Origin of the sequence: Thermus arciformis (genome assembly GCF_900102145.1) — a bacterium.
Taxonomy (GTDB): domain Bacteria; phylum Deinococcota; class Deinococci; order Deinococcales; family Thermaceae; genus Thermus; species Thermus arciformis.
Window position 1 is genome coordinate 133,034 of the sequence record NZ_FNBC01000001.1, and the last position, 15,540, is coordinate 148,573.

The 15,540-nt window shown below is 68.9% G+C and carries 16 protein-coding genes; 6 read left to right on the forward strand and 10 right to left on the reverse strand.

The window, feature by feature from the left end; translation table 11 throughout:
• The first annotated feature begins 21 nt into the window (after positions 1–21).
• On the forward strand, positions 22–786 hold the full coding sequence (locus tag BLP62_RS00845) for an SIR2 family NAD-dependent protein deacylase (protein ID WP_093004922.1): 765 nt from the start codon (positions 22–24) through the stop codon (positions 784–786).
• Here the strand turns inward: BLP62_RS00845 and der are convergent.
• Positions 736–2,031, reverse strand: coding sequence for a ribosome biogenesis GTPase Der (gene der / locus BLP62_RS00850; protein WP_093004924.1), 1,296 nt, complete (start codon positions 2,029–2,031; stop codon positions 736–738). The two genes, BLP62_RS00845 and der, sit on opposite strands and share 51 nt — an antisense overlap.
• Before the next feature lie 78 nt (positions 2,032–2,109).
• Here der and BLP62_RS00855 point away from each other — a divergent pair, with 78 nt between their 5' ends.
• A complete protein-coding gene (locus BLP62_RS00855; protein ID WP_093004926.1) occupies positions 2,110–2,679 on the forward strand; it encodes a lysophospholipid acyltransferase family protein in 570 nt (189 codons plus the stop codon).
• Between the two features lie 85 nt (positions 2,680–2,764).
• On the opposite strand, the gene BLP62_RS00860 is transcribed toward BLP62_RS00855, so the two are convergent.
• The gene (locus BLP62_RS00860) at positions 2,765–3,139 is read right to left on the reverse strand and encodes a 4'-phosphopantetheinyl transferase superfamily protein (RefSeq protein ID WP_093004928.1); all 375 of its coding nucleotides are present in this window, start codon (positions 3,137–3,139) and stop codon (positions 2,765–2,767) included.
• 52 nt (positions 3,140–3,191) lie between these two features.
• On the opposite strand from BLP62_RS00860, the gene rsmF reads away from it, so the two are divergent.
• From rsmF to BLP62_RS14280, 4 genes are all read left to right on the forward strand, one after another.
• Positions 3,192–4,562, forward strand: coding sequence for a 16S rRNA (cytosine(1407)-C(5))-methyltransferase RsmF (gene rsmF / locus BLP62_RS00865; protein WP_093004930.1), 1,371 nt, complete (start codon positions 3,192–3,194; stop codon positions 4,560–4,562).
• A 98-nt stretch (positions 4,563–4,660) separates the two neighbouring features.
• On the forward strand, positions 4,661–5,209 hold the full coding sequence (locus tag BLP62_RS00870) for a hypothetical protein (RefSeq protein ID WP_093004932.1): 549 nt from the start codon (positions 4,661–4,663) through the stop codon (positions 5,207–5,209).
• A 52-nt stretch (positions 5,210–5,261) separates the two neighbouring features.
• Complete coding sequence (locus BLP62_RS00875; protein WP_093004934.1) at positions 5,262–5,942, forward strand: response regulator transcription factor; 681 nt, start codon at positions 5,262–5,264, stop codon at positions 5,940–5,942.
• Positions 5,939–7,033 (forward strand): sensor histidine kinase, encoded by a 1,095-nt coding sequence (locus BLP62_RS14280; protein ID WP_093004936.1) that lies wholly within the window; start codon positions 5,939–5,941, stop codon positions 7,031–7,033. Before BLP62_RS00875 ends, BLP62_RS14280 begins: the two co-directional genes overlap by 4 nt.
• 14 nt (positions 7,034–7,047) lie before the next feature.
• On the opposite strand, the gene BLP62_RS00885 is transcribed toward BLP62_RS14280, so the two are convergent.
• The 8 genes from BLP62_RS00885 to pilM form a co-directional block, all read right to left on the reverse strand.
• A complete protein-coding gene (locus tag BLP62_RS00885) occupies positions 7,048–8,097 on the reverse strand; it encodes a 3-dehydroquinate synthase (protein WP_093004938.1) in 1,050 nt (349 codons plus the stop codon).
• Positions 8,075–8,629, reverse strand: a complete 555-nt coding sequence (locus tag BLP62_RS00890; protein ID WP_093004940.1) for a shikimate kinase — start codon at positions 8,627–8,629, stop codon at positions 8,075–8,077. Before BLP62_RS00890 ends, BLP62_RS00885 begins: the two co-directional genes overlap by 23 nt.
• Positions 8,630–8,648: 19 nt before the next feature.
• Positions 8,649–9,800, reverse strand: a complete 1,152-nt coding sequence (gene aroC / locus BLP62_RS00895; protein ID WP_093004990.1) for a chorismate synthase — start codon at positions 9,798–9,800, stop codon at positions 8,649–8,651.
• A gap of 190 nt (positions 9,801–9,990) precedes the next feature.
• Positions 9,991–12,219: a secretin N-terminal domain-containing protein gene (locus tag BLP62_RS00900; RefSeq protein ID WP_277621048.1), complete on the reverse strand. Its 2,229-nt coding sequence runs from the start codon at positions 12,217–12,219 to the stop codon at positions 9,991–9,993.
• Positions 12,220–12,242: 23 nt separating this feature from the next.
• The gene (locus BLP62_RS00905; protein ID WP_093004944.1) at positions 12,243–13,157 is read right to left on the reverse strand and encodes a competence protein; all 915 of its coding nucleotides are present in this window, start codon (positions 13,155–13,157) and stop codon (positions 12,243–12,245) included.
• On the reverse strand, positions 13,154–13,738 hold the full coding sequence (locus tag BLP62_RS00910; RefSeq protein WP_093004946.1) for a type IV pilus inner membrane component PilO: 585 nt from the start codon (positions 13,736–13,738) through the stop codon (positions 13,154–13,156). The genes BLP62_RS00905 and BLP62_RS00910 overlap by 4 nt, the downstream gene beginning before the upstream one ends.
• On the reverse strand, positions 13,728–14,351 hold the full coding sequence (locus BLP62_RS00915; RefSeq protein ID WP_093004948.1) for a flagellar protein FliT: 624 nt from the start codon (positions 14,349–14,351) through the stop codon (positions 13,728–13,730). The genes BLP62_RS00910 and BLP62_RS00915 overlap by 11 nt, the downstream gene beginning before the upstream one ends.
• A complete protein-coding gene (gene pilM, locus BLP62_RS00920) occupies positions 14,344–15,477 on the reverse strand; it encodes a type IV pilus assembly protein PilM (protein ID WP_093004950.1) in 1,134 nt (377 codons plus the stop codon). The genes BLP62_RS00915 and pilM overlap by 8 nt, the downstream gene beginning before the upstream one ends.
• Positions 15,478–15,540: the final 63 nt, after the last annotated feature.

The window sequence follows — 15,540 nt, forward strand, 5'->3', positions numbered from 1 at the left end:
GGTTAAGGATACGATGGGGCCATGGAGCGCTTGGAGGAAGCCCGGAAGCGCCTGGAGGAGGCGAGGCGGGTGGCGGTCCTCACGGGGGCGGGCATCTCCAAACCCTCCGGCATCCCCACCTTCCGGGACGCCGAGGGCCTTTGGAAGAACTTCAACCCCTTGGACTACGCCACCCCCGAGGCCTACGCCCGGGACCCGGAGAAGGTCTGGGCCTGGTACGCCTGGCGCATCCAGAAAGTGCGGGAGGCCAAGCCCAACCCGGCCCACCACGCCCTCGTGGAGCTGGAGAGGCGCGTCCTCTCCCGGGGGGGAAGCTTCCTCCTCGTCACCCAGAACGTGGACGGCCTCCACGCCCTCGCGGGAAGCCAGAACCTGGTGGAGCTCCACGGCAACCTCCTCAGGGCCCGGTGCGAGGCCTGCGGGAAGCGGTTTCCCTTGCCGGAGGCCTTCACCCCGCCCCCCTTCTGTCCCCTTTGCGGCCACCGGGCCCGGCCCGACGTGGTCTGGTTTGGGGAGCTTCTGCCGGAAGGGGCCTGGGAGAGGGCGGAAAGGGCCTTCGCCGAGGCCGACTTCGCCTTGGTCATCGGCACCAGCGCCGAGGTGGAGCCCGCGGCCTCCCTGGGCCGGATCGCCTTCGCCTCGGGGGCCTACCTGGTGGAGGTGAACCCCGAGCCCACCCCCCTTACCCCCCTGGCCCACCTCTCCTTGCGGACGGGGGCGGTGGAGGGGATGGCGCTACTCCTCCCGCCTGCCCCGGAAGACCAGGCGGAAGGGGACCTCCCTTAGGCCCAGGTCCTCGCCGATGCGGTTTTTCAGGTAGTTCTCAAAGGCCCGGGTGACGAACTCCGGGTGGTTCACGAAGAAGACGAAGGTGGGCGGGGCCACCTCGGGCTGGGTGGCGTAGAGGATCTTGAGGGGCTTGCCCTTGAAGTTCGGCGTCTGCACGCGGCTCGTCCAGACGGCCACCCAGCGGTTGAGCTCCGAGGTGGGGACGCGGGTGTGGTTGAGCTCGTGAAGGCGCACCGCCTCGCGGAAGATCCGGTCCAGGTTCTGCTTGGTGAAGGCCGAGGTGTAGACCCAGGGGAGGTGGTCCAGGTGGGCGAGCTTTTCCCGGAGGAGGCGCCGCACCTTGGGGGCGTCTTCCTTGCTCACCAGGTCCCACTTGGTGATGACCAAAAGGACGGGCTTGCCCCGTTCCAGAGCCTCGTTGGCGAGCTTCAGCTCCCGGTCCCCCACCTGGAAGGGGTCCACCACCAGAAGGACCACGTCCGCCTCGTCCATGGCCCGGAGGCTCCGCCTGATGGCGAGCTCCTCCACGAGGCTTTCGGGCCGCTTGCGGATCCCGGCGGTGTCCACCAGGACGAAGCGCTGGCCGCCGAAGAAGAACTCCACGTCAATGGCGTCCCGGGTGGTGCCGGCCTCCTCGGAGACGATGACCCGCTCCTCCCCCAGGATGGCGTTCAAGAGGCTAGACTTCCCGGCGTTAGGCCGGCCCACGATGGCGAGGCGGATGCCCGCCACCTCGGGCTCGGTCTCTATGTGCCGCACGGGAAGCCTCTCCCAGATGGCCTCCACGAGTTCCTCGAGCCCCCTCGCGTGCTCGCTGGAGGTGGGGATGGGGTCGCCGAAGCCCAAGGCGTAGAGGGGGCCCAGGTAGTGCTCGTGCTTGGGGTCGTCCACCTTGGTGGCCACCAGGATCACGGGCTTGCCCTTCTTGCGCAGGTACTCGGCCACCTCGAGGTCCGCCGGGGTGATCTCCGCCCTCCCGTCCACGGCGAAGAGCACCACCTCGGCGTCCTCCAGGGCCTGGTCCACCTTCTCCTGGATCTTCTTCTCCCACTTGTCCCCGGACCAGAGCCCCCCGGTGTCCACCAGGAGGAAGCGGCCCCGGTCGGTTTCCACCACCCCCTCCTTGAGGTCCCGGGTGACCCCGGGGACATCGGCCACCACCGCGCTCCGCTTCTTCAGGAGGCGGTTGAAAAGGCTGGACTTGCCCACGTTGGGCCTTCCCACGATCACGACCTTGTGCATCTTGACCCCACGAAAAGGGGCGGGGAGGCCCCCGCCCGCGCTACCCCCTAGTATAGCACGGCGGGTATACTTTTTGGGATGGAGCGGCTTGCCCGTTTCTTGCTCCGCCTTTTCGGCTGGACCTTGAAGGTGGAGCCTCCTCCCGTTCGGAGTTACGTCCTCATCGGCGCCCCCCACACCTCTAACTGGGACTTCGTGGTGGGCCTTCTGGCCCTTTGGGCGGCGCGCATCCCCGCCCGGTGGCTCGGCAAAAAGGAGCTTTTCCAGCCCCCCTTGGGCTTCCTCATGCGGGCCTTGGGAGGCATCCCCGTGGACCGCTCCCGGCGGGAGGGCCTCGTGGACCAGGTGGCCCAGGTCCTTCGGGAGCGGGAGGTGGCCGTCCTCATCACCCCCGAGGGCACCCGGGGCAAGGCTCCCTACTGGCGCACCGGGTTTTACTACATGGCCCTGAAGGCGGGGGTGCCCATCGCCTTGGGCTACGTGGACTTTCCTCGCAAGGAGGTGGGCATCGGGGGGTACCTCTACCCGACCGGGGACCTCCGCCAAGACTTCGCCGCCATCCGGGCCTTCTACCAGGACAAGGTGGGCCTGAGGCCGGAGAAGCAGGGGCCCATCCGTATCCGGGAGGAAGCGGAAGAGGTGGCCTAGAGCCAGGCTTCCCTTCCTAGGCCCCACCTGATACGCTCGTGGCACCCCTCTCGCGGACGCGGAGCGGACCTGGGCGGCGGAGGTTTCATCCGCCTCGTGCCCTAGCCTCGAGGACCACCACCGCCAGGGCCATCCCCCGCTCGTGGCTTAGGGAGAGGTGGGCGAAAAGCCCTTCCTCCGCCATGCGGGCCCCTATCCGGGGGGCGAAGCGAAGGGCGGGCCTTTTCCCTTCCATCCCCACCCAGACCTCCTTCCAGGAGAAGCTTTCCGGCCAGCACTTCTGGAAGGCCTCCTTGGCCGCGAGGCGGGCGGCGAGGCTCGGGAAAGGGTTTTGGCGGGCCAGGGCGTAGGCCACCTCCTCCTCGTGAAAAAGCCTCTTTAAAGCCCTCTCCCCGTGGCGGGCAAGCAGCCTTTCCACGCGGGCGATCTCCACCAAATCGGCCCCGAGGGCGACGATCATGGGCCCATGGTATCCCTTGAGGCCTTCGGGCCTTCCGTGCTAGGGTACTCGGGTGCTACCCAAGGCCTTCCTCTCCCGCATGGCCGAGCTTCTGGGCGAGGAGTTTCCCGCCTTCCTCAGGGCCCTCACGGAGGGGAAGCGCACCTACGGCCTACGGGTGAACACCCTGAAGCTTTCCCCCGAGGCCTTTAGGAAGATCTCCCCCTGGCCCCTCAGGCCCATCCCCTGGTGCGAGGAGGGGTTTTACTACCCCGAGGAGGCCAGGCCCGGCCCCCACCCCTTCTTCTACGCCGGGCTCTACTACATCCAGGAGCCGAGCGCCCAGGCGGTGGGGGTCCTTTTGGACCCGAACCCCGGGGAAAGGGTCTTGGACCTGGCGGCGGCCCCGGGGGGCAAGACCACCCACCTGGCGGCCCGCATGGGGGGGAGGGGGCTTCTTTTGGCCAACGAGGTGGACGGGAAGCGCCTCAGGGGCCTTCTGGAAAACGCCGAGCGCTGGGGGGCACCCCTCGCCGTGACCCAGGCCCCTCCCAGGGCCCTGGCCGAGGCCTTCGGGGCCTACTTCCACCGGGTCCTCCTGGACGCCCCCTGCTCGGGGGAGGGGATGTTCCGCAAGGACAGGGAGGCGGTGCGCCACTGGGGCCCCTCGGCGCCCAAGAGGATGGCGGAGGTGCAGAAGGCCCTCCTGGCCCAGGCGGCGAGGCTTGTGGGGCCTGGGGGGGTGCTGGTCTACTCCACCTGCACCTTCGCCCCCGAGGAGAACGAGGGGGTGGTGGCCCACTTCCTCAAGGCGCACCCGGAGTTCCGCCTCGAGGACGCCCGCCTCCACCCCCTTTTCGCCCCGGGGGTGCCGGAGTGGGGGGAGGGGAACCCGGAGCTTCTCAAGACCGCGAGGCTCTGGCCCCACCGCCTCGAGGGGGAAGGCCACTTCCTCGCCCGCTTCCGCAAGGAGGGGGGGGCCTGGAGCACGCCCCGCCTGGAACGCCCTTCCCCCCTCTCCCCGGAGGCCGCGCGGGCCTTTAGGGGCTTTTTGGAGGAGGCGGGGCTTTCCTTGCAAGGCCCCCTTCTTGACCGGGCGGGCCACCTCTACCTCCTCCCCGAGGGGCTGCCTGACCTCTCGGGCCTCAAGGCCCCCGCCCCGGGCCTCTACCTGGGCAAGGTGCAGAAGGGCCGCTTCCTCCCGGCCAAGGCCCTCGCCCTCGCCTTCGGGGCCACCCTCCCCTGGCCCGAGGGGCTTCCCCGCCTCGCCCTCCTCCCCGAGGACCCCAGGGCCCTGGCCTTCGCCACGGGGGAGGGGGTGGCCTGGGAGGGGGAGGACCACCCCCTGGCCCTCGTGGTCCTGAAGACAGAGGTGGGGGACTTCCCTTTGGACTTCGGCAAGGCCAAGGGAGGGGTGCTTAGACCGGTGGGGGTTACGCTCTAGGGCGTTCACGGAGGATTCACAAAAAGCCCCTGTTTTCTTCACGGCTTCCTTCCTACCCTAGGGCTGACCCTGGTAGGGGTCGGAAAGGAGGAAGGAAGATGAAACGGCAAGCGTGGATGGTTCTCGTGGGGGTGGCGGCGCTGGGAATGGCCTTGGCCTACGGGCCCCGGTTCGGGGCGGGGCTGGGCGCGGGCGCGCCCCAGGCTGGGGTTGCGGCGGGCTTGGCGGGTACCCTGCACGACGAGGTGGCCGCGCTTTTGGGCGTGACCCCCGAGGAGCTCATCGCCCTCCACCAGCAGGGGAAGACCCTGGCCCAGATCGCCCAGGAGCTGGGGGTGGATTTAGGGAAGCTGGAAGCTCAGCTCGTGGAGGTGCGCAACGCTGCCATTGACGAGGCGGTGGGGGCGGGGAGCCTCGCCCAGGCCCAGGCGGCGCTCATGAAGACCCGCACCCAGGCCGTGGTCCGGGCGATGCTGCAGCGGGAGGTGGGCCCCGCGGCGGGGTTCGTCTACGGTCCGGCCTACGGGGCCCAGGCTTGGGGGAAGCGCACCGGCCAGCCGGTAGCCCCGGCGCCCGGCTACCCCACCTGCCCGTACTTCCCGCAGGGCGGGGCTTTCGGGCCCTTTGGCCCGGCGTGGAACAGGTGAGGGCTTTCTGACGGCCCTGCCCCGGGAAGGGCGGGGCCGCTAAGCTTTAGGTATGCCGGGAGAGCTGGTGCTGGTGGTGGAGGACGAGCCCCAGATCGCCGACACCTTGGAGCGCTACCTGCGGGCCTACGGCTTTCGCACGGAGCGGGCCGGTGATGGGGAGCGGGCTTTGGAATTGTGGCGGGTTCTGAGGCCCGACCTCGTCCTTCTGGACCTGATGCTGCCCAAGCTGGATGGCCTTGAGGTCCTGAAGCGCCTGCGCCAGGGGGACCGGACCCCGGTCATCGTCCTCACCGCTAGGGCGGAGGAGGCGGACCGGCTTTTGGGCTTGGAGCTAGGCGCCGATGACTACGTGGTAAAGCCCTTTAGCCCCCGGGAGGTGGTGGCCCGGGTGCGTGCGGTCCTTCGCCGGGCCCAGGGCCTGGTGCGCCCTCCCAGCCACCTGCGGGTGGGGCCCTTGGAGGTGGACATGGAGGCCTTCAGGGCCCGGTGCCGGGACCAGGAGCTTTCCTTGACCCCCACCCAGGTCCGCCTCCTGTACCTCCTCATGGCCCGGGCGGGCAAGGCGGTCTCGCGCCAGGAACTCCTGGATGGCTTGGGAACGGAAGCGGACGAGCGCACTGTGGACGCCCACGTCAAGAACCTGCGGGCCCGCCTGGGCCCTTGCACCCCCCTCCTGGAGACGGTGCGGGGTTACGGCTATCGTCTACGGGAGGGGCAGGAGGAGGGATGAAGCTTCTTCCCCGCCTGGCCTTGGCCATGGCGCTGGTGGCGGTGTCGGTGGCGGGCTTGTCCGGATTTTTGGCTTACAGGGTGGCGGCGGAGCACGTGGGCCGGGCCTTGGCCTTTAGCGACGGCCTGGGCAACCCCGGGGCGCCCCGGGTGGGTTTGCGCCAGCAGCGCCTTTTGCAGAACCTCCGTTCTTCCCTTTGGATCGCGGTGGGGGGGGCGCTCTTGCTGGGCCTCGGGGTGGGTACCCTTCTCGCCCGGGGCCTCGTGCGCCCGGTCCAGCAGCTGGCGGAGGCGGCGGAGGCCTACCGCCAGGGGGACAGGCGCCGCCGGGCCCGGGTGGTGGGCCAGGACGAGGTGGCCGAGGTGGCCAGGAGCTTCAACCTTCTCCTGGATACGCTAGAGCGTAAGGAGGCCGAGGAGAAGCGGCTTTTCGCCGACATCGCCCACGACCTGCGCACCCCCCTCACCGTCCTTCAGGCGGACCTCGAGGCCATGGAGGACGGGCTTATGCCCTGTAACCCGGAGAACCTGCGGAGGCTTCAGGAGGAGGTGCGCTTTTTGGCCCGGCTCGTGGAGGATATCCGGCTCCTCACCCAGGCCGAGGAAGGCGCGCTGCGGCTATCCCCGACGGCCCTGGATCTCAGGGCCTTCTCCCAAAGAATATTAGACCGTTTTCACACTCGGGCAGAAACCAAGGGGGTGCGCCTTTCCCTGGAGGGGAAGGCTCTTTTGGCTTGGGCGGATGCGGAGGCCTTTTCCCGCATCTTGCAGAACCTCTTGGACAACGCGGTGCGCCATACCCCGCCGGGGGGCAGGGTGGAGGTGGCCCTGGAGGAGGAGGACCGCTGGGCCCGGGTGGAGGTGCGGGATACGGGGCCCGGCCTCCGCCCCGGGGAGGAGGAGAAGGTGTTCCAGCGCTTTTACCGGGGGGACCCTGCCCGCACCCGGGGCGGAAGCGGCTTGGGGTTGGCCATCGCCAAGGCCCTGGCCGAAGCCATGGGAGGGAGGCTCGAGGCGGCGAACCGGGAGGAAGGGGGGGCGGTTTTTGCCCTCCGGCTTCCCAAGGCCCCGGAGGGCCAGGTACCCCCTTAAGCTACGCCCTGGGATTAGGTCCTCAAGAGCCCGAGCCCCTTGAGCTCCTCCCGCCAGGCGCTGTAGGCCTCCCGAAGGAGGCCTTCGGGTAAGGGGCGCACCACAAGCCTCCCCGGGGCCAGGGGCACCACCCAGTGGAGGCTTTCCGAGACCTTCTTCTTGTCCCGGAGGAGGTAGGGGAGGAGGTCTTCAAAGGCGAAAGGCGGCAGGGGAGGGGGGGAGAGCCAAAGGAGGAGGCGGCGCACGGGGAGCAAAAGGTCCTCGCCCCCCAGGGCCCTTCCCAGAAGGGCGGCGTAGAGGAGGCCGTAGGCCACGGCCATCCCGTGGGGGAGGGCGTGGCGGGTTTGGGCCTCCAGGGCGTGGCCCAGGGTGTGGCCGAGGTTTAGAAGGCGCCTTTTCCCCTTTTCCAGGGGGTCTTCCTCGGTGATCCGCACCTTCACCGCCACCGCCCTGGCCAAGAAGGCCTCGAGGCGGGGGCTTTGCGGCGTGAGGTCCTCCACCTTGAGAAGGGCCTCGTCCCCGGCGATGAGGCCGTGCTTGAAGGCCTCCACCAGGCCCTCCTTGAAGGTGGGGAGGGGAAGGGTCCTGAGCGCCCTAAGCTCGGCGTAGACCCCTTGGGGGAAGTGGAAGGCCCCCACCAGGTTCTTCCCCTCGGGGAGGTTGATCCCGGTCTTCCCTCCCACGCTTGCGTCCACGATGGCCAAGGTGGTGGTGGGGAAGGCGAGGTAAGCCACCCCCCGGAGGTAGGTGGCGGCCACGAAGCCCCCCAGGTCCGTGAGGGTCCCGCCCCCCACCACGAGGAGGGTGGCGTTCCGGGGGAGGCCCCTTTCCGCAAGCCAGGAAAGGACCTTCCCGTAGACCTCCAGGGACTTCGCCCCTTCCCCCCCGGGAAGGCCCAGGAGGTGGGGCACCCCAAAGGCCTCGGCCACCTCTTGGGCGAAGCCCTCCACCTTCTCGTCAAAGAGGAGGGCGGCGGGGCCCGGCAAGGGGGGCGCTGCTTCCAGGACACCCTCGCCGATGACGATGGGGTAGGAAACGGGGTTACGGACGTCTAGCCTTCGCATAGGCCCAAAGCTTCTCCACGATCTCCGCCACCACCTCCTCCACCTTCCTGCCGTCCGTGGACACGTGGATGTGGGCCTCCTGGTAGACGGGCCTTCGGGCCTCCAGGAGGGTGCGGATGCGCTCCAGGGGGTTTTCCACCTGGAGGAGGGGCCTCTCCCCGGGCTTGCGCAGGGTCCTTTCCAGGATGGTCTCGGGGCTTGCCCAGAGGGCCACCACCGGCCCCCGCCCGAGGAGGGCCTTCCGGTTCTCCGGGTCCACGAAGGTGCCCCCGCCCAAGGAGAGGACCAGGAAGTCCTTTCCCAAAAGCTCCCGCACCGCCTCCTTTTCCATCTTCCGGAAGGCCTCCTCCCCGAGGTGGCGGAAGATGTCGGGGATGGAGATCCCGGTGCGCCGCTCTATGTAGCGGTCCAGGTCAATGAAGTGGAGCATGAGCGCCCGGGCAAGCTCCTTGCCGATGCGGCTTTTCCCCACCCCCATGAACCCGGTGAGGCTCACGAAGGTGGCGGGGCGGGGGACCTCGAGGCGGGCCATCCTCCTATCCTACCCGGGCTCAGTAGGCCCGCACCCGCTCCCGGTAGCGCTCCACCCGCTCCTGGACTTCCTCCAGGGTATCCCCCCCGAACTTCTCCAGATAGGCCTGGGCCAGGACGATGGCCGAGAGGGCGCAGAGGATGACGCTCGCCGCGGGCACCGCCGTGGTGTCGCTTCTCTCCCTGGCGGCGTCCTCGGGCTCGTGGGTCACCACGTCCACGGTGGGGAGGGGCTTCATCAGGGTGGCGATGGGTTTTAAGGCGGCCCGGACCACGAGCTCCTCCCCCGTGGTCATGCCCCCTTCCAGCCCCCCTGCCCGGTTGGTCTTCCGGTAAAAGCCCCGCTCCGGGCTCCAGTAGATGGCGTCGTGCACCTCGGAGCCCCGCTTCATGGCGTTGGCGAAGGCGGGGCCGATCTCCACCCCCTTCACCGCCGGGATGGAGAGGGCCATCTGGGCGAGCCTTCCGTCCAGCTTCCGGTCCCAGTGGACGTGGCTCCCCAGGCCCGGCACGAGCCCCCGGAAGCGGGCCTCTATCACGCCTCCCAGGGTGTCCCCTTCCGCCTTGGCCTGGTCAATGCGGCGGATGGCCTCGGCCTCGGCCTCGGGGTCGGTCATGCGCAAGGGGCTTTCCTCAATGCGGGGCAAAAGGTCCCAGGAGAAGGGCACCTTGGCCCACACCCCCGCCATCCCCGGCACATACCCCACCCCCTCCACCCCGAGGAGGGAAAGGAGCTTCATGGCCACGGCCCCCACGGCCACCCGCATGGCCGTCTCCCGGGCGCTTGCCCTTTCCAGCACGTCCCTCAGGTCCTTGTGCCCGTACTTCATGCCCCCGGCGAGGTCGGCGTGGCCCGGCCTGGCCGCGGTCAGGGCCCGCTTCCTGGGCCAGTTTCCCGGGGCGGGGTCCATGATCTCGGCCCAGTTCTTGAAGTCGGCGTTCCTTATGGCCAGGGCCAGAGGGGCGCCCGTGGTGCGGCCCGCCCTCACCCCGGCGCGAAACTCCACCCGGTCGCGCTCAATGACCATGCGCCGGCCCCGGCCGTAGCCCTTCTGCCGCTTCTCCAGCCACGGGTTGATGTCCTCTTCCGTGAGGGGAAGCCCGGCGGGAAGCCCTTCAACGATGGCGAGAAGCTCGGGCCCGTGGGACTCGCCTGCCGTGAGAAACCTCATGGGGTCATTGTAGGGAGGAAAGGGCCCAGGGTCCAGGGGAAAAGGGCGGGGCCTCCTAAGGCCCCACCCTCTGGGCCATGCCGCGGGGCTTAAGTACCCCACCGCGGCTTTCGCCGCGGTGGGGGCCCCAAAAGGACCTTCCCAAGCCTTATTTGGGGCAACCCGTGTTGCGAAATCAACGTGCAGCCACTTAGCGGGAGGCCGTCTCCTTCAGGATGTCCGCGGTGATGACCACCAGAAGCTCCCGGTCCGTGGTCTCGTTGGTCCGTTGCTTGAAGAGCTCCCCGATGAGGGGGATGTCCATGAGGAGGGGCACCCCCTGCTGGGTCTGGTTGTTCTCCTGGGAGGTGAGGCCCCCGAGGACCACGGTCTCCCCGTCCCTCACCCGGAGGGTGGTGGTCACCACCTGCTTGGTGAAGCGGTCCACGTCCCCGTCCACGGGGTTGCGCTGGACGTTCCCCGAGACCTCGGCCTTGATGTTGAGGAGGATCTGGCCGTCGGCGGTGATCTGCGGGGTGACTTCCACGATGATGCCGATGTCAAAGGGCACCCGCTCCACCTGGTCCCCCACCACCCGGCGGATGAGGAAGGTTTCGCCGGACTGCAGGCGGGCAGTCTGGTTGTTGAGGACGGTCTGGTTCACGTCCCGCAGGGCCCGGGAAAGGCCCTGGCGCTGGAGGGCCTCGAGGGTGGCCAGGATGTTGAGGGCGGCGAGGCTACGGGTGGAGTCAAAGATGAGGGAAAGCCCCGAGTCCAAAACGCTCGCCACCACGTTCCCCCCGGCCACGGTGTTCCACTTGAGGCCGAGGTTGCGGGTGAGGTTGGACTGCACCTCTTGGATACGCACCCGGAGGTTCACCTGGGGCACCGCCTGGTCCAGCCTGGGGATGAGGCCCTCCACCAGGGCCAGGTCCTCCTGGGTGCCGGTGACGATGAGGGTGTTGGTGCGCTCGTCCGCCACCACGGTGGCCTGCCGGGCCTGGGCTTGCCCCTGTTGCCCGCCTTGCCCTTGGGGCTTTTGCGCCTGCAGGGCCTCCTGCAAGACCTTGGCCAGGTCCGCCGCCTTGGCGTTGGAGAGCTGGTAGGCCCGCTGGAAGACGGGGGGGCCCTGCTCGGGGGCCCGGTCAATCTGGGCGAGAAGGCTTTCCACCTCGGCAAGCTGCTTCTCCGTGCCCCGCACCGAGAGAACGGGCTGGCCCGGAACGGTCTGCACCACGATCCCCGGCACCTCCCGGGCCAGGAAGGGGGCCACCTTCTCGGCGTCGGCGAAGCGCAAGGGGTAGAGGCGCCTTAAGGTGGCCTCCTGGGGGGCTTCGGGGGCCTGGGGAGGGACGTCGGCGGCCTTCAGGAGCTCGGCGAAGAGGGCGTGCTCCGCCTCGGGGGCCTCGAGGAGGAGGGCCTTGGGGTTGCCGGGGACCCCCTCCAGGCGGGCTCCCTTGAGCTCCTTTTCCAGGAGGGGCTTTAGGCGCTCCTGGGCCTCCCTAAAGGTGAGGTTCTGCAGGGCGTAGACCTTCCGGACGGTCTTGGGGACGTCGGCCGTCTTCAGGAGCTCGCTCAAGCGGGCGTGGTCCTCCTCGGTGGCGAGGACGATGGCCCTTTGGGGGTTGGTGGGGACCACGCTGATCTGGGCCTCGGGGAGGCGGGACTGAAGGAAGGCGAGGAGGTCGGGGAAGGTGGCGTAGGTGAGGGTGTAGGTCCTCTCCACCCGGGGCTTGGGCTGGGCCAGGGCGGGGAGGGGGCGGAAGTCAATCCCCGCCCGCTGGAGGATGTCGGAGAAGCGGGCGTGCTGCTCGGGGGTGGCGAGGACGGAGAGCACGGCCTTGAGCCTCCCGCCCTCCTCCACCACGATCCAGTTCACATTGAGCCCCGCCGCCTCCCGGGAGAGGAAGGGGAGGAGGTCGTTTTGGACCCAGGTCTTGGCGCCCTCAATGTTGACCACGGTGCGGGTCTGGCCCTGGGCGTCCGTCTCCGTGCGCTTGTAGGCGATCTCGGGGATGCCCACGATGTAGGGCCTGCGCTCCATGGCCCCTGTGCGGCTCGGGGCGTCCACCAAAGCGGTGATCACCTGGGTAGGGGCCACCACCACCACGTCGGGGGGCAGGAAGAGGTAGTCCAGCCCGAACTGGGCTCCGTAGGTGGCGAACAGGAGGTCCCACACCTCCCGGAAGGGCTTGCCCTGGAAGTCCAGCTTGATGTTGGGCAGGGGGGGCTGGGCCTTGGCGGGGTCTCCGCTTGGATCGTAGGCCCGGTAGATGAGGGGCTGGAGGCCCACGCTCCTCGCCAGGGCCTCGAGGACCACGTCCAGGGGCAGGGTGAGCCCGGCCCGCACCTGGCTTTCCGAGACCTTGAGGTCCACCTTGGTGGCGAATCGGGGCTCGTTGGGGAAGCTCCCCGCCAGGGCCAGGGAAGCCGAGATCAAGATCCATACCTTAAGAATGCCTTTCACCGCTCACCTCCAGCTTCCGCGCTCGTCAGGGGGATTTCTAAGCGCTCGTCCTTCAGGGCGAGGACCACGCGGTCGCCCTCCACCCGGCGGATCACCGCCTCGCTCCCGGGGATGGGGCTTCCCACGGGAAGGACCAGGTAGCCTTCCTTGCTCTCCAGGATGGCCACGCTCACCGGGCCTAAGAGGGTTCCGGCGAGCTTGAGCCCCTTTTCCTCCACGAGGGCTTGCAAGGGGCTTTTGGGGGCACCTTCGGGCTTGGCCTCGGGAGGGGAGGCTTCGGGAAGCGGGGCCTCCACCAGGCCCGAAGGGGCCGAGGGAAGGACGGGGGGCTCCGGCGGGGCCGAGGGGGCCTCCACCTTGGGCCTGGGGCTGAGGACCTTGGGGGCGGGAAGGGCCCCGCTGGTGCCGGGAAGGGGTCTGGGGGAGGCTTGCCCTGGCGTGGGGAGGGGGGTGCCCGGGCTCACCCGCACCGGGGGGCCCTGGGGGACGGGGGTGGGCCTGGGGAGGGAGGTGGGCGTGGGCGCGGGAGGGGAGGGGGGTGGGGCCTCCACGATGAGGGGCACGAAGGGGTTGGGGGGAGGAGCCTCCTTCTTGGCCTGGGGGAGGGGAAGCGCCTTGGGCTTGACCTCCTCCGGGGTGGGGGGTTGCGCCTGGGGAGGAGGGGAGGGCTGGGGAGGTTGCTGGGGGGAAGGCTCGCTCAAGGGGGGGATGGGGGCCACCTCGAGGGCCTTGGGGGCTTCCTGGGGAGGGAGGCTTGGGGTTGAGGCCTCCGCGGGCACCTGGGCGGGGAGGTAGAAGCCCACGTACCAGAGGCTCACCGCGCCTACCAAAAGAAGCCCCGCCAGGAGGAGCTTGGTGGACTGGGGGAGGTTCTTCCAGGCGCCCGTGAGGCGGGTCCAGAGGTCCTTCACCGGCCACCTCCTTCCTGTCCGCTTTCTTCCAGGTCCTTGGCCAGCATGTAGAGGGTGAGGGTGAGGCTTGTGGAGAGGAGGGGGTTGGCCTCCTGGCCCTGGACGCTCAGGTTGAGCCCGGAGAGGGAGCTGAAGCGGGAAAGGCCCTCAAGCCGCCTTAAATAGGCGTAGGTTTCCGGGAAAGGGCCTTCCAGGGAGAGGGCCAGGTTCACCGCCCGCACCTCGGGCACGGGGGCCGTGGTGGGGGAGCGGGTGAAGGAGCGCACCGTGACCCCGCTCCGGGCGGCTTCTCCCAGGATCTCCGAGAGCACCTCGGCCAGGCGCTCCTCCTTGGGAAGGGCCCGGAGGAAGGCCTGCCGCTCCGCCTGGAGCTGGGCGATGGCCGCGCGAAGCTCGGGCAGGGCCCGCTGGGCCTGGCGCCCCCGATCCCTTTGGGGGATGAGGGTTTCTATCTCCTGCCGAACCGCCCCGATCTCCTGCCTCAAGGGGGCGATGCCCAGGTAGTACCAGAGGAGGCCCACCACCGCGGTGAGGGCCATGGCGATGAGGGCCCACTCCCTTTGCCCCAGCCTAGCGAGCACCTTCCTCACCTCCCACCACGCCCACCCGGGCGCTGAAGGTGTAAAGCCCCCGGTTCTGGTCCAGGGAGGCCCCCTGGAACTCTATGCCGAAGCGGGGCGAGGTTTCAAAGGCCCGCACGAAGCGCACCAGGGCGTTTTGGTTCAGGGCCTCCCCCTGCAGGGCGAACTCCACCCGCACCTCCTTGCCTCCAAAGGCCCCGTTTTGGGCCTGGCCTTTGGCCTCCTCGAGGGAAAGGGCCCGGCCGCTCACGGAGCGCAGGGCCACGGGGAAGCGGCCGCCTTCCCTGGGGATCTGCCCGATGAAGGCTGCCAGGTACTCGGACCAGGGGACGAAGTTCTTCCTAAGGCCTTCCCGGATGGCGAGGAGGGCCTCGAGGGCCTTCCTCTCCTGGACCAGGCGGTTCTGCTCCTCTATGAAGGGCTTCAAGGCCTCTACCTCCGCCTTCAGGGCGTCCCGCTCCGATTTGGCCAGGGAAAGCTCGGTGTAGGCGGTGTAGTGGAGGAAGCCCAGGGTGCCGAGGACCAATAGGGCGAAGAGGGCCGCCGAAAGCCGCCACCATCCGGGCTCCACCCGGCGGCGGAGGTTCTTGGGGAGGAGGTTCAGCCTAATCAAGGGGACTCACCCCCCTCAAGGCGAGCCCCACGGGCACCATCCACTCGGGGCCGAACTCTTTGAGCTTTTCCGGGTCAAAGCGCTTGGGGTCAAACCGCAGCCCCTCCCAGGGGGAAGGGGTGAGGAAGTTCACCCCGAGCACGTCCCCTAGCAGGGTGGAAAGCCCCCTTAGGTGGCTTCCCCCCCCGTAGAGGAAGCCCACCTCCGGGCTCACCTCCCCGAGCTGCACGCGGAAAAACTCCAGGCTCCGGCGGATCTCCTGGGTGAGCTCCACCAGGACGGGGCGGATGGCGTCGTAGATCCTTCCGGGGCTGTACCGCTCCCTTTCCGCGTCAAAGTCCAAGAGGAGCTCCTCGTCCTCCGTGGGGAGGGTGGCCAGGCCGTAGGTGCGTTTGACCTCCTCGGCGGTGAGGAAGTCCAGGCCGAAGCTCTTGGCGATGGCCTCGGTGAAGTCCTTCCCCGAGAGGGCGAGGACGCGGACGGCCAGGGGGCGGTCCCCCCTAAGGAGGAGAAGGCTGGTGCTCTCCGCCCCGATCTCTATGGCCACCGTCACCCGGTCTGGCTCGCCCTTCAAGGTCTCCTCCAGGGGGTAAAGCCCGGCGAAGGGCTTCACGTCCAGGACCACGGGGATGAGCCCCGCCCCCCGCAGGGCCTCAATCAGGGAGGCCACCGCCTCCTGCCTCGCGGCGGCCACCATGACCTCCACCTGTTCCCCCTCGGCCACCTCGGCCAGGGGGTCCAAGGGGGCGTAGTCCAGGACCACCTCGTCAATGGGGAAGGGAATGTAGCGCTCCGCCTCCCAGCGCACCGCCTCCTCCATCTCCTTGGGGGGCATCTTGGGCACCTGGAGGGTGCGCAGGATGACGCCCGAGTTGGGCACGGCGCTCACCACGTACCGCTTCCTGGTGCGGGCCTCGAGGAGGAGCTCCTTGATCTCCTGGGCCAGGGCCTGGGGTTCGGCGACCAGGCCCTCCACCAGGGTGCCCGGGGGCAGGGGGCGACTGGCCAAGGCCCTTAGGGTGGGGGGCTGGCCCGAAAGCTCCACCAGCTTCAGGCTCGAGGCCCCCACCTCGAGGCCTAGGGCTTCCACCCGGGGTTTGAATAGCTTGCTAAAACCCGAAAACACGTCACCTCCCTTTTTAGTCAACCGAGGCTGGAGTCATAGCCGAACCTGCCCTTAGTGTATCCC

Bases quoted from the DNA above. Each gene is read 5' to 3' on its own strand.
- BLP62_RS00845 (WP_093004922.1), top strand. From the start codon at position 22: ATGGAGCGCTTGGAGGAAGCCCGGAAGCGCCTGGAGGAGGCGAGGCGG.
- der (WP_093004924.1), bottom strand. From the start codon at position 2,031: ATGCACAAGGTCGTGATCGTGGGAAGGCCCAACGTGGGCAAGTCCAGC.
- BLP62_RS00855 (WP_093004926.1), top strand. From the start codon at position 2,110: ATGGAGCGGCTTGCCCGTTTCTTGCTCCGCCTTTTCGGCTGGACCTTG.
- BLP62_RS00860 (WP_093004928.1), bottom strand. From the start codon at position 3,139: ATGATCGTCGCCCTCGGGGCCGATTTGGTGGAGATCGCCCGCGTGGAA.
- BLP62_RS00870 (WP_093004932.1), top strand. From the start codon at position 4,661: ATGAAACGGCAAGCGTGGATGGTTCTCGTGGGGGTGGCGGCGCTGGGA.
- BLP62_RS00875 (WP_093004934.1), top strand. From the start codon at position 5,262: ATGCCGGGAGAGCTGGTGCTGGTGGTGGAGGACGAGCCCCAGATCGCC.
- BLP62_RS14280 (WP_093004936.1), top strand. From the start codon at position 5,939: ATGAAGCTTCTTCCCCGCCTGGCCTTGGCCATGGCGCTGGTGGCGGTG.
- BLP62_RS00885 (WP_093004938.1), bottom strand. From the start codon at position 8,097: ATGCGAAGGCTAGACGTCCGTAACCCCGTTTCCTACCCCATCGTCATC.
- BLP62_RS00890 (WP_093004940.1), bottom strand. From the start codon at position 8,629: ATGGCCCGCCTCGAGGTCCCCCGCCCCGCCACCTTCGTGAGCCTCACC.
- aroC (WP_093004990.1), bottom strand. From the start codon at position 9,800: ATGAGGTTTCTCACGGCAGGCGAGTCCCACGGGCCCGAGCTTCTCGCC.